The 12,645-nt window shown below is 49.3% G+C and carries 14 protein-coding genes; 8 read left to right on the top strand and 6 right to left on the bottom strand.

The features are described 5' to 3' along the window. Positions 1 to 5 precede the first annotated feature (5 nt). Positions 6 to 1,277, top strand: coding sequence for an argininosuccinate synthase (locus BUC02_RS02595; protein WP_073318239.1), 1,272 nt, complete (start codon positions 6 to 8; stop codon positions 1,275 to 1,277). A 171-nt stretch (positions 1,278 to 1,448) separates the two neighbouring features. Here the strand turns inward: BUC02_RS02595 and BUC02_RS02590 are convergent, their stop codons facing one another. Continuing rightward, positions 1,449 to 1,952 (bottom strand): hypothetical protein, encoded by a 504-nt coding sequence (locus tag BUC02_RS02590; protein WP_073318236.1) that lies wholly within the window; start codon positions 1,950 to 1,952, stop codon positions 1,449 to 1,451. A 114-nt stretch (positions 1,953 to 2,066) separates the two neighbouring features. Here BUC02_RS02590 and BUC02_RS02585 point away from each other — a divergent pair, with 114 nt between their 5' ends. Beyond that, positions 2,067 to 2,939, top strand: a complete 873-nt coding sequence (locus BUC02_RS02585; protein ID WP_073318233.1) for a DUF3078 domain-containing protein — start codon at positions 2,067 to 2,069, stop codon at positions 2,937 to 2,939. A 183-nt stretch (positions 2,940 to 3,122) separates the two neighbouring features. Here the strand turns inward: BUC02_RS02585 and rdgB are convergent, their stop codons facing one another. Further along, positions 3,123 to 3,752 carry an RdgB/HAM1 family non-canonical purine NTP pyrophosphatase gene (rdgB, locus tag BUC02_RS02580; protein ID WP_073318229.1) on the bottom strand — a complete coding sequence of 210 codons (630 nt, stop codon included), beginning with the start codon at positions 3,750 to 3,752 and terminating at the stop codon, positions 3,123 to 3,125. 75 nt (positions 3,753 to 3,827) lie between these two features. Further along, positions 3,828 to 4,019, bottom strand: a complete 192-nt coding sequence (locus BUC02_RS02575) for a TM2 domain-containing protein (RefSeq protein WP_073053469.1) — start codon at positions 4,017 to 4,019, stop codon at positions 3,828 to 3,830. Positions 4,020 to 4,103: 84 nt separating this feature from the next. On the opposite strand from BUC02_RS02575, the gene BUC02_RS02570 reads away from it, so the two are divergent. Further along, positions 4,104 to 4,748 carry an ABC transporter permease gene (locus BUC02_RS02570; RefSeq protein WP_073318226.1) on the top strand — a complete coding sequence of 215 codons (645 nt, stop codon included), beginning with the start codon at positions 4,104 to 4,106 and terminating at the stop codon, positions 4,746 to 4,748. A gap of 5 nt (positions 4,749 to 4,753) precedes the next feature. On the opposite strand, the gene BUC02_RS02565 is transcribed toward BUC02_RS02570, so the two are convergent. Continuing rightward, positions 4,754 to 5,644: a hypothetical protein gene (locus tag BUC02_RS02565; protein WP_139260985.1), complete on the bottom strand. Its 891-nt coding sequence runs from the start codon at positions 5,642 to 5,644 to the stop codon at positions 4,754 to 4,756. Between the two features lie 152 nt (positions 5,645 to 5,796). On the opposite strand from BUC02_RS02565, the gene BUC02_RS02560 reads away from it, so the two are divergent. From BUC02_RS02560 to BUC02_RS02540, 5 genes are all read left to right on the top strand, one after another. Continuing rightward, positions 5,797 to 6,261: a hypothetical protein gene (locus tag BUC02_RS02560; RefSeq protein ID WP_139260984.1), complete on the top strand. Its 465-nt coding sequence runs from the start codon at positions 5,797 to 5,799 to the stop codon at positions 6,259 to 6,261. Then, positions 6,258 to 6,854 (top strand): hypothetical protein, encoded by a 597-nt coding sequence (locus tag BUC02_RS02555; RefSeq protein WP_073318217.1) that lies wholly within the window; start codon positions 6,258 to 6,260, stop codon positions 6,852 to 6,854. The genes BUC02_RS02560 and BUC02_RS02555 overlap by 4 nt, the downstream gene beginning before the upstream one ends. A gap of 121 nt (positions 6,855 to 6,975) precedes the next feature. Next, a complete protein-coding gene (locus tag BUC02_RS02550; protein ID WP_073318214.1) occupies positions 6,976 to 7,239 on the top strand; it encodes a type II toxin-antitoxin system RelB/DinJ family antitoxin in 264 nt (87 codons plus the stop codon). A gap of 3 nt (positions 7,240 to 7,242) precedes the next feature. Next, positions 7,243 to 7,521 carry a type II toxin-antitoxin system YafQ family toxin gene (locus BUC02_RS02545; RefSeq protein WP_073318211.1) on the top strand — a complete coding sequence of 93 codons (279 nt, stop codon included), beginning with the start codon at positions 7,243 to 7,245 and terminating at the stop codon, positions 7,519 to 7,521. 385 nt (positions 7,522 to 7,906) lie between these two features. Next, a complete protein-coding gene (locus BUC02_RS02540; protein ID WP_217653060.1) occupies positions 7,907 to 8,518 on the top strand; it encodes a uroporphyrinogen-III synthase in 612 nt (203 codons plus the stop codon). 116 nt (positions 8,519 to 8,634) lie between these two features. On the opposite strand, the gene BUC02_RS02535 is transcribed toward BUC02_RS02540, so the two are convergent. Together BUC02_RS02535 and BUC02_RS02530 are read right to left on the bottom strand one after the other, a co-directional pair. Further along, entirely contained in the window at positions 8,635 to 11,382 is a 2,748-nt protein-coding gene (locus tag BUC02_RS02535; RefSeq protein WP_073318204.1) for a valine--tRNA ligase, read from the bottom strand. Positions 11,383 to 11,687: 305 nt separating this feature from the next. After that, positions 11,688 to 12,548 carry a hypothetical protein gene (locus BUC02_RS02530; RefSeq protein WP_073318201.1) on the bottom strand — a complete coding sequence of 287 codons (861 nt, stop codon included), beginning with the start codon at positions 12,546 to 12,548 and terminating at the stop codon, positions 11,688 to 11,690. Positions 12,549 to 12,645: the final 97 nt, after the last annotated feature.

Genomic DNA, 12,645 nt, shown 5'->3' with positions numbered 1-12,645 from the left:
TAAAAATGGCTAAGAAAGAATCCAAGAAGAAGGTTGTCCTCGCTTATAGCGGTGGACTCGATACTTCCATCATCATCCCCTGGCTCAAGGAAAACTACGACTGCGAAGTGATCGCTTTCGCCGCCGACCTCGGTCAGAACGACTTCCCGGACGCTAAGGCCCTCGAAGACAAGGCTTTGAAGACTGGCGCATCCAAGTGCTACGTTCTCGACCTCAAGAAGGAATTCCTCGAAGACTACGTTTGGCCGACCGTTCGCGCCGGTGCCAAGTACGAAGGAACCTACCTCCTGGGTACTTCTTTCGCCCGTCCGCTCATCGCCAAGTACCAGGTGAAGATTGCTGAAAAGGAAGGCGCCTACGCTGTTGCTCACGGTGCTACCGGTAAGGGTAACGACCAGGTCCGTTTCGAACTGACCTACGCTGCACTCAACCCGAAGCTCGAAATCATCGCCCCGTGGAAGGACCCGAAGTGGACGTTCCATAGCCGCGAAGACGCTATCGACTACGCTGCCGCTCACAAGATTCCGCTGAACGGCATCAGCAAGAAGAAGATTTACTCCGAAGACGGTAACCTGTGGCACCTCTCTCACGAAGGTGGCGTCCTGGAATTCCCGGAACAGGAACACAAGTACGAATTCCTCAAGCACACCAACACGTATGAAAAGGCCCCGAACAAGGCTGACCACGTGACGATTACCTTCGATAAGGGTAATCCGGTGGCTATCGACGGCAAGAAGATGGGTGCTGTCGAACTCCTCGAATACCTGAACAAGATTGGCGGCAAGAATGCTTGCGGTCTCCTGGACATCGTCGAAAACCGCCTCGTTGGCCTCAAGAGCCGCGGCGTGTACGAAACTCCGGGTGGCACGCTCCTGTACAAGGCTCACGAATGCCTTGAACAGCTCGTGCTCGACAAGGAAACTTTGTTCGAAGCCCAGAAGATGTCTATGACGTATGCGAACCTCGTGTACAATGGCCAGTGGTTCACTCCGCTCCGCCAGGCTATGGACGCCTTCTTCGCCGAAGTCAACAAGGTTGTTACCGGTGACGTGACCCTCAAGCTTTACAAGGGCAACATCATTCCGGCCGGCATCAAGAGCCCCTACAGCCTCTACGACATGGGCCTCGGCGGATTCACCGATGTGGACATGTACGACCAGAAGGACGCAACGGGCTTCATCCGCTGCTTCGGCCTCCCGCTCAAGACGCGTGCCCTGTTGCTCGGCAACAAGACCAACGTCGACTTCGGCAAGCCGGTCGTGCTCCCGAAAAAATAACAAGACCGCTCGGCTTTATCGCATTCAAGTCAATGTGATATCGCCTCGCTCTCACTGCAAAGGCTCGTTAATACGAGCCTTTTCCGTTCACGGAATTAAGCCACGACATTCGAAAAAAATCCCTCGGTTTAAAACCGGGGGATTTTTTTACTTTCTACTGTCTACTTCCTACTAAAATTCAAACATGTATCCAGCGCCCCACAGGAGCTTTTTTACGTCGTGTTCACGGTAGCGGTTGATTGGCACGCTAATTTGTGTGTACACGCCATAAAGGTGCGTCCATAGTTCAAGCGAAAGCTCTGCCGATTCTTTGTAGTTGTAGGGGAACGTGTAGCGACCTTCGTTTGCCTTGTTGATCGCCTGGTGCATTTTATTCGGGGCTTCGGAGTATTCGTAGCCAATGCCAAGGCCTGCGTCAAAGTGGAAGGGGAGTTCTTTAAAGAAGGTCCAGAGCACGCTGCCGCGGTAGCCACACCAAAAGTGGTTCTCGCCTTTGTTCATACCCATTCCCTGCAGGTAGACCATCAAGTTGTTGTAGCCGACGCCTCCAATCAGAACGACGGGTGTTTGGTTGCGTAGGCCTGCGCCAGCGCTAAAACGCCAGTCTCCGGCATGGCTAAGTACAGCAGTAAAAAGGATTAAAAAAAACAGGGACCTAAAAACAGTGCGAAACATAGCCCAAATATAGACAAAACATACAGTTGTACTCGCAAAAACCTGTTTTTATTCCTATATTGTTTCGCATAAAACTCGGTCCGCCGTAGCGCGGACCACAAAAAAGGAATCAATATGAAGATGAAATCACTTATCAAGGCTTGCGCATTTGCTTGCGCTTTTGCCGCTCCTGCAATGGCTGAAGGTGGCATGTTCGAAGGGGCTCTCCCGGAAAACTGGACTGCCGACGTTGTCGCAGCTGTTCGTTATAACTGGTACAACTTCAGCAACTGGCAGAAGGACGGTACCTCCAACTACACTTGGCTCGTGACCTACGATGCCGACGTGCAGGGGAAGTGGAAGGTCGCCAACTGGCGTAACCTCATCGATATCGATCTCGGTCAGACATGGACTAAGGGCGTGGGTAAGCGCAAGTCCAACGACCGACTCTTCTGGGAATCGATGCTTGACTTCAATTTGAGTGAAGTTCTGAAGCCCTACATTGGTAACCGTTTCGAAACTCAGTTCATGGCTGGCTACGAATACAGCGAAGACGAAGATGGCAACGAAGTCAAGAAGGCAATTTCCAGCTTCATGGATCCGGCCTACGAAACTCAGCTTGCCGGTCTTGCTTACGTTCCGAACGACAACTTCTCTCAGCGTCTCGGCTTTGCTAACCGCATGACCATTTCTAATGGTTACGGCTACGCCGACGACAAGGATACCGAAAAGTTTGAAAAGTTCCGTGACGAACCCGGTCTCGAATCTATCACCGAAGCCAAGTATGCCTTCTCTGACATCGTGAGCTTCAAGACCCGTCTGTGGGCCTTCTGCAACTTCGAAGGTGTCGAAAAGATCGACGGCCTTTGGGAAAACTTGCTCTCTGTGATGATTGCACCGCTTGTTGAACTCCAGGTTGGCTTCGACATGGCCTACGACTGGGATCTCGACGAAGACACGCAGTACAAGAGCATGGTGCTCTTCGGCCTGACCTGGCGCTGGTTCTAATGAGACCGCTCGGCTTTATTGCATAAACAAGAATGTGATATCGCCTCGCTCTCGCAAACGCGACCCGTTAACACCGGGTCGCTTTTTTGCTCACGTGAGACCGCTCGGCTCTATCGCATGAAAAAAGTCCCCGCTCGGGGACTTTTTTGTTTTTGAAGTCGTCAGCATCGGCTTTTTTTATTTCTAGCCCTTGGCTTCTAAATCCGCTTTCATGGCGCGGATGGCGTTTCCGCGGTGGCTGATGCCTTTCTTTTCTGCAAGTTCCATCTGCGCGAAGGTGCGGTCGAATCCGTCGGGAACGAATAGCGGGTCGTAGCCGAATCCCATGTCGCCAACGGGGGCAAAGTTGATTTGTCCACGGCATTCGCCTTCGTAAATCTTGGGCTCGGTCACGGTCCACTTGCCGTCGACTTCGCCGACTTTCTGGTAAGAGAGTGCGCAGAAGTAGCGGGCGGTGCGGTCCTTGACGCCCTCGAGCTTTTGCATGAGCTTGTCGTTGTTTGCCTGGTCGTTGCCATGGTAGCCGCAGTAGCGGGCGCTGTAAATGCCCGGTTCGCCGTTCAAAGCGAATACTTCCAAGCCGGAGTCGTCGGCAAGCACGCTTGCCTCGATATGCTTTTCGCAAAGCCACTTGGCCACTGTACTAGACTTGATGATGGCGTTTGCTTCGAATGAATCGCCATCTTCAACGATATCGTCTGTAAAGCCGATGTCCTTGAGTGTCTTGAATTCCTTGTTCTCGGTTCCAAGGATGTGCGCAAAATCCCTAATCTTTCCAGGATTTCCCGTCGCGATAACGAATAAATGTTTCATGTGTAATTTGATTCCCGATACTTAGTTCTAGAATTTTTAATTCCGAACTCTGAATTCCGAACTCTGAATTCCGAATTAGTAGTGTTCCGGCTTCATCACGATAAGAATCGCGTCGACAACGACGCCCACGCCGCAGAGGCCTCCGGTGCACAGCCAAAGAATTCCGGTCCAGATTTTACCTTCGTAAAAGCGGTGCAGTCCCAGGTATCCGAGCAAAATGCAAAGGGCGAGGGCAATCCACTTGTTATGTTCACCTTGTGCGGGCATAAGACCTCTTTTTGTTTTTTGTGCGACCCAAATATAGAAAAAGCGGACTCTTGAATTTTCTAAATTTATTGATGGATAATTGCTATGTTCCACGTATTCAAACATGAACTTCGACTGATTTTTAGGGATCCGCGCTTCTGGATTCCGTTCATTATCCCGCCGGTGATTCTTGCGGCGAGCCAGGGCATTGCCGTATCGCGTTATGGCGGACAGATTATGCAAGGTATGGAAGGCTACATGATGCTCTTGCTCGGTTGCCTGATGGCGCCCATGGGCTCGCCCCTTGCAGGCGATACCTTTGCGGGCGAACGCGAACGCAATTCCCTTGAACTTTTGCAACTTGCTCCGATCGCTCCTGCAAAACTTTTTTGGGGCAAGCTTTTGGCAATCCTTCCGTTCCCGGTGGTGTTTGCGATTCTGGCACAGCTCGGTTATTGGGCCTCGCACTCCGAAATTTCGACGCAAGTGGCGGTGGCGTCCGTCCTCGGAGCGCTTTCGGCGGTGCTTCTTACGACCTCGTTTGCCTTGATTGTATCGCTACGCGTACGTACGGTGCGTGCGGCGACGCATATTACTTTATTCTTGATAGTGCCGCTGCTCCTTTTGGTGCAACTCGGTCACGAGGCCTTCTTGAGCGGGCTTTTCGTGCCTGTTGTAACGCTTGCCGTGTCGGTGCTGTTGAGCATTTTGGCGACGTTCGCAAGCATGCGCAAGTTTGTGTGCTTGTAACTCGACTAGTCTTTCAAGTAAATGCTTCGCCCGTCGTTCAGCATCAGAATGACGGGCAATTTTTTTGCTGAAAACACGCCGTTATTCAAGATGCCGCTTTCGATCAGTTGACCGTTCAGGCTGAACGCCTTGTACGGGGAGTTGGGCCTAGCGCCTGCAATCTGGTAGCGGTTCTGGCTGAGCTTCGTGAAACTGGCGTTCGCTTGTGAAAACTTCGGGGCGATTGTGGTTGTAATAGTGTCTGCCGCGAACCTGTAATCTGGGCAGAAGTTCAGCGTGTCGAGGAGGAAGGCGTGTATTCCGGCCACAGCCGAGCTTGCTAGCGGTACATCAGCCTTGTCGATATCCTTACCGTCGTTTCTCCGTCTTAATTCGGGCGGATTGAATTCGCAGCCGGAGTAGCCTCCTTCTTTCCAATAGTATCTACCGCAGAGTTCAAAAACATGGTTCACCAGGGAATCCGCCTGTTCCGCCGTGCCCTTGAAAACGCCCGCCTTTTGCAACCGTGCGAACTCGTCTTTGAATACGGCGTCGTGATGCACGCTGAAGAGCGAATCAACGAAGTCGTCTTGGTTGTCGGAATAGGCGACGCGCGCCACCTTGACCACCTTCTCGGAAGCGATTACGATCATGGTTGAGTCCAGCTCGGATCTGTACATCCATATCGTGTCGGTGCCGGAAACGTTCTTTACAGTGGGATCGCGCTGATCCATCTTGGAGAGGTCCAGGTAGCTGCCCTCGAATAGATAGAGAGATACTGCTGGGTATTCAAAATAAGCTCCGGTGCTTCCTGATTCCCTGACGGGGGGCTCGTAGCTGCATTCTGTCGCATGTAGGCTTGTGGCTAAGGTGCATGCGCAAAATGCGCCCGCAAATAGAAATTTGGTGAATTCCATACTCTTTTCTCCTTTTAATCCATCTCTAGAAAATAGTAAAAATAACCCGCAATTTAAGGGGTGCGCAAAAAAGTGTGATTTTGGACGGATTGAAAGCCTCTATTGTTTGGACGTCCCCCGCACGGTCCATGCTATATATATATTTATTTGTGATGAAATTTTTATTGTTGTTGCTTGTTGCTTTGCTTTTTACGGCTTGTACCTATCCAAGCCATTTAATACGTGTTAATGAATCCTTGCCTAAAAATGCCCCGATTGAAAAAGAATCTGTTGTTGCCTACGTTCAAAGAGATTGTTTTAGTGGAGATTGTCCTTTAGAAAATAAAAATGTTCATTGGCACGCTCTGAATTATGATGGAAATACTCGTCAAATAGAATTTTATCGGTATGGGCCAAGGTCTTGTAAGCCTGGCAGTTCTTGGGGTGATAATAGTCGTGATAGATATTTTGTGGTGTGGCACAAAGAGGGTGTTCCATACCGAACCATAAAGATGTTTTGTGATGAGTCGTCTCAAGTTTTTAAGGCGATTCTTCTCTCCGATAATGAATCCAAGGAACTGCCTATTTTGAGAACATCGGGTGATGAATTTGCAGACTGGGTTGTTGAGGTGAAATGAAAATTGTTTTCTTCTTTTTGCTTGCGTTTCTAGTTGCTTGTACGGGAACATCAAATTCTGTGCAGTCGAGTCATTCTGGAATGGCTCCACAAAGGATTGACTTGATGGATACGATTCTTACTGTTGTCGGAAATCTCCCTGATGGAGTTTCTCCCAAAGATTTTCAGGTCGTGGCGTATCAAACAAAGACTGCCAAAAGAATTGTTTCGTATCGCTTTGTCTTGGACCAAGAATATCGTGTTCCGGAAAATGGAATTCGAAAAGAAGGAGAGTTTTTCTCTTACAAAGTATATATTGACGGAAATGCTCCAGCTGATGAAATTGTTTGGTATAATAAGGGAATTGCTTATCAAACCTTGAAAATTGAATATACGATAAAGCATGGTGAAATTGTTTCCATTCAAGCTCTTTGGAATGGAGAACGAAGACTTTGTATGAACGCTTACTTGGATTTCGATGGAAGGAAGTTTATTCATATGCCAGACTATCGAACGCCAGAGGATGAACGACGACCCTGGGCGATCCGATACGCGATTTTTTACGACGACCCCAAGTGCCGTGAAACTGAAAAATTTAAGGAACCTAGTTATTAAAAAGAGTCCGTTGTAATGAAATTTTTGATTGATGCAGTATTGATTTGTCAATACGTTTTTATACAATTTTATTGACTTGTGCTTATGAATAATGTATATTTATGGAAAAAGGAGCTTGATTATGGCTACATTGCAAATGAGGGTCGATGATGACCTGAAAAAGAAGTCGGACGACTTGTTCCAGTCTCTCGGTATGGATACCTCTACGGCTATCCGCATATTCTTGACTTTTGCCATTGAGCGTAAAGGGATTCCTTTTGAAGTCCGTCATACACCCGAGGACTTATCCTTGGAAAAGGCTATTGAAGATACACGTAGTCGCAAGAATCTCCATGGCCCTTACGCCACGGCTGCAGATGCTGTTGCCTCTATGCTGGAGGAATAGCCTTTGTTCCAAATTAAGTACACAAGCCGCATGAAACATGACGTCAAGGTCATGAAAAAGCGCGGCAAAGACTTAAACAAATTAATCGCTGTACTGGATAAGTTGTCGAAAGGTGAACCACTTCCGCCTAACAATCGAGATCATCAGTTGGTTGGAACTTTGTCCGATTTTAGAGAATGTCATATTGAGCCGGATTGGCTTTTGATGTATCAGATATTTAATGACGAATTGATTCTTTCGGCGACTGCGACTGGTTCACATTCGGATTTATTCGGAAAATAGATGAATGCAAAAAGAGGTGCCCTTGTGGGACACCTCTTTTGAATTTGTATGAACGTCATTCCGGCCTCGAGCCGGAATCTGGATTACTTCTGCTCTTTAAGGGTAGCCTCAATCATGTCCAAGTAAGCTTGGTCGCGATACTTGGCTTACTTGTAAGGGCGTTCCCCACTTCGTGGGTCGGGTTATATTTTAGGGGCTGTCGCCTTCGCTTGTCGCCCGCCTCCTAAAACGGAGCCCTGCTACGCAGGTCTCCGCCCAAGGGGTCACTATCCCTAACGCAAAAAAAACATTTTTCTGTTTGCTTTGTAAATTATGGTATATATTTGAAATGTATGAATATGTTGGATAACCAAATCAATAATGAGGTAAAGTTATGAGTATATCAATGGATAAATATCAACTTTTGAAAGAGGAATTTGGATCTCTTGCTAGCTGGGTACTCTGGGATAAAGCTTGCGGAAATCCAAAATCAAGAGAAAATGTTGGCTCTATGAATTGGGCAAAAGATGAGAAAAAGTTGATAAAGAAAATAAAAACAAAATTTGTTTTTGTTGCATTTAACGGGTCTTCGTTGCATGATGGTAAAACTGGTCATAAACAGAATGTTTGTTGGTCAAATTTTCATAGTAGCTACGAGTACGGTAGGGATCACAAGCTTCGCTATGCAATTCTAGGAAGTATTGCTGAAGGGTCTTATATTACAGATTTAATCAAAAATGACAAATCGAAGACGGCTAAGGAAAGGGTGAATAAATACAAGAAAAATAGAACTTTACTTGAAAGACATATTGATACGCTCAAAAGGGAGATTGTGCTTCTTTGTGGGGCGAAAAAGCCATGCTTGATAGCTCTTGGTCGTGATACGGAAAATTTTTTAAAGCAGACTATTGAAAAAGATGGATACAAAGTCTTCTATTTGCCCCACTACTCGGCGACAAAGCCCAAATTTGATGATTATAAAAAATTATTGAAGGAAATATTGGAAAAAAGCAAATAATCAAAATGGAACGCTTAATAACGATAAGTTAATAAAAAAAAGAGGTGTTCCGTTAGGAACACCTCTTTTAAATTGCTTGGGAGATCCCCGCCTTCGCGGGGATGACGAGTGGAGGCTTACTTCAGTTCCTTCAGCGCAGCCTCATTTTTCACAATGATGTCTTGCTGCGTAGCGAGCTTCGTCCTTTCGGCGTTGACTACCGCCTCGGGAGCGCCACTGACGAACTTCTTGTTCGAAAGCTTCTTCTCGATGCTGGCAGCGAATGCCTTGGCCTTTTCGATTTCTTTTTCGAGGCGGGCGATTTCTGCTGCCGGGTCGAGGATTCCTTCCAGCGGGATGTAGAGTTCGCCACCGGGCACCACGGCGCTGGCACTGAACTTCGGCTTCACGGCCTTCACGGCAACACTCAGGTCAGAAAGACCCGAAAGTTCGGTGATGATTGCCATGCAGTCCTTCACGCTTGCTTCCGTTGCGGCGTCGTCCACGCTCACCACGGCGCTGAGCTTGGTGGCGGGGCTCACGTTGTAGCGGCCACGCACGCCACGCACGCTTTCCACCACGGCGAATGCCTGGTCGAATGCGGCTTCGATTTGTTCGTCAATGAGCGATTCGTCGGCCTTGGGCCATGCGCGGCTGATGACCATTTCGCTGCCCTGGAACAGGATGCTGTTGAGCTCTTCGGTAATGAACGGCATCACCGGGTGCAACAGGTCAAGTACGTTCTTCAGCACGTAGCTGAGGATGGCCATGGCGTTCTTCTTCTCGGCGGTGAGCGTCTCGTTGTTGATCACGGCCTTCTTGATTTCCAAGTAGCTGGAGCAGACGTCGTCCCACACGAAACGGTATAGGAACCCGGCGAGTTCGGCGAAATGGTATTCTTCGAGCATGCGGGTCGCGTCCTTGATGGTTGTCTGCAGGCGGCTCAAGATCCACTTGTCTTCCAAGGCGAACAGGCTCTTGTCCATCGGGAGTTCGGCGGCAAGCGCACCGGCCTGTTCGAGCTGCGGGTAAAGGAAGCGGCAGGCGTTCCACAGCTTGTTGCTGAAGTTACGGCCGATTTCGAACTTTTCGCTGGTGTTGATTTCGCGGCCATCCGGCTGCTTTTCTTTCTTCACCGGCAGGCGCACGTCCTGGTTGTCGGTGCAAAGGCTTGCCATCACAAAGCGGAGAGCGTCGGTACCGTACTTCTCTTCGATATCCATCGGGTCCACGCCGTTGCCCTTGGACTTGCTCATGGTCTGGCCATTGCCGTCCAGAATCTTCGGGTGGATGTACACCGTGTGGAACGGGACCGTGCCCATGTTTTCCTGGCTAAAGAGCACCATGCGGGCGACCCACAGCGTAATGATGTCGCGGCTCGTCACGAGCACGCTGGTGGGGTAGTAGCGCTTGAGCGTGTCGGTGTTTTCCGGCCAGCCCATGGTGGAGTGCGGCCAGAGTCCACTGGAAAACCATGTGTCGAGCACGTCTTCTTCCTGCTTGAGTTCGTGACCCGGCACCGCGTCGGGCTTCAGGTCTTCTTCCTGGCTGCACACCAGGTAGCCGCCGTTTTCGGCCTTGTAGAAGTAGATGTCGTCGCGGCCGGCAAATGCGGCCTTCAGTTCGTCTTCGCTAGCGTCGGTATGCCAGATAGGAATGCGGTGGCCCCACCAGAGCTGACGGCTGATGCACCAGTCGCGCTTTTCGGCGAGCCAGTCCAGGTACTTGTTGGCGTAGCGTTCCGGGATAATCTTGATTTCGCCCGACTTCACGGCGTTCATCGCGTTTTCGGCGAGCACGTCCATCTTCACGAACCACTGGTCGCTGAGGTACGGCTCGATCACAGTCTTGGAACGGTCAGAGTGGCCCACATCCATTTCGTGGTCTTCCACCTTGATCAAAAGTCCGAGTTCTTCGAGACCAGCCACCACGGCGTCGCGGGCGGCCTGGCCCTTGAGTCCCTGGAACTTGCCGGCGTTCTCGTTCAGGCTGCCGTCATCGTTCATGATGTTGATCATCGGGAGCTTGTGGCGCAGGCCCGTCGCATAGTCGTTCGGGTCGTGTGCGGGAGTCACCTTCACGGAACCCGTACCGAAGTCCTTGTCCACGAGGATGGCGTCGGCAATCACCGGGATTTCGCGGTCAACGAATGGCACCTTGAGCATCTTGCCGATGTACTGCGCGTAGCGTTCGTCGTTCGGGTGCACGGCGAGGGCGGTATCGCCCATGATGGTTTCCGGACGGGTCGTTGAAACGGGGATGAATCCCGAACCGTCGGCCAGGGGATACTTGAACGTCCAGAAGTGGCCCTTCACGTGTTCGTAGTAGATTTCGTCGTCGGCAACGGCGGTCTGGAGCTTGGTATCCCAGTTCACCAGGCGCTTGCCGCGGTAAATGAGGCCCTTCTTGAACAGGTTGAAGAAGGCGTGGCGCACGGCCTTCGCGCAGACCGGGTCCAGCGTGAAGCGCTGACGGCTCCAGTCGCAGCTGACGCCCAGGCTCTTGAGCTGCTTCGTAATGCGGGCTTCGTATTCGTCCTTCCACTTCCAGATGCGTTCCACCAGCGCGTCGCGGCCGATGTCGTGGCGGGTCTTGTGTTCGTCCTGGAAAAGGCGCTTTTCGACAACTGCCTGCGTGGCGATGCCCGCGTGGTCCGTACCCGGAATCCACAGCGTGTCGCGGCCCGTCTTGCGGCGGTAGCGTACCAAAATGTCCTGGAGCGTATCGTTGAGTGCGTGTCCCAGATGGAGCGCGCCGGTAACGTTCGGGGGCGGAATCACGACCGAGAACGGTTCGCCCTTTCCGCTGGGTGCAAAACTGTTATTCTCTGCCCAGGTCTTATGCCACCGGGCTTCCACATCTTTAGAATTGTAACGAGTTTCCATAGTGGGCACAAAGATAGTATTTAGACGAGAGACGAGAGACGAGAGACGAGAGAAATGCTACCGAAAAACGCCCTTATTGTGTCATTCTGAGCGGAGAACCGCAAGGTTCGGAGTCGAAGAATCTAGTTTTGATTATTTGAAAGGGGAAAGCCTTCCCCTCGCTCCTGCTACGTCGTCATGGCGGGCAGAGCCTGTCCTGAGCGATAGTCGAAGGAACCCGCCATCTAGCCGTATCATCCGCTACCCTTTCGCCTAGGGGCTACGCCCCTAAAACCCCTGAAATTGCAAAAGCTAAGACAATAACCTTACAGTTGAGAAACCAGTGTCAATTGCTTATGTAAGAAGACATCAACAGCATCTATGTGGAAATGAAAGGCTTTGATGGTCGTTTCTCTCAATTCCTCTATGGTTGGTAGGGCTTCTTTAAATTCGGTGAGATTTGCAAGGGTATCATTTGTTTGCGATAGTTCAATTATTTTATTGAGACAATGTATGCATTGTTTGTATTTTATTCCAGCATCCATTGCAGGAAACAAGAACTTTTGCTGAAAACAGGGTTCAGTGATGTAAGACTTTGGGTCTGTTATTTGTGCTTTCTTGCAATAAAGTTCATGAATTTTATAACCCGCTTCTTCAAGTTCTCTAGCGTTTTCGCAAGGAATGTCCCTTGGATTGAGTTGATTGGGGTTGATAGAGTGTGGTTCAGAAACAAAAGTTAGTTGATTTCGCAAAAAACGGATGACTCCATCTATATGCTTGCTAAAATATTGGATTGATGATTGCCTCTGTCTCTCTATGGTAGGAAATGCTCTCTGAAAGCTAGGAAGGTCTGCTAGTTTGTTGTTTTCCTGGGATAGTTGAATGATCCGATTGAGACTATAAATTCCGCTATAGTATCTTCCGCCATCTTCCATGGCAGTGATAAACGATGTGCCTACATGACAAATGTCATTAAAGATTGAATCTAAGTTAGGAATGCTCACTTTTTTACACAAAAAAGACAAAAAATGCATAGCTGCAAGTGATGCTGATTCCGCTCCGTCTCTGGGAATATTTCTTGGGTCAGTTTGATTTGAAGGAACTTTAGCCATTCCCGAGTTTTCTTGGTCTATCGCTTCCTTGGCCAACCTTATAAAGTCTTCGGATGATTTTATGTCGATTTTCATGAAAAACTCGCTATTTCTGCTTTATAATATACATTTCTTATAGTGTCAATAAATGGCAATAAAACGTTTTTTTATAAAAACAAACGTTTTATAAGAC

The organism is Fibrobacter sp. UWOV1 (assembly GCF_900142495.1).
In the GTDB taxonomy this organism is placed as follows: Bacteria; Fibrobacterota; Fibrobacteria; order Fibrobacterales; family Fibrobacteraceae; genus Fibrobacter.
Note: the sequence above shows the minus strand (reverse complement) of the source record. Positions and strands in the feature narration are given on the sequence as shown.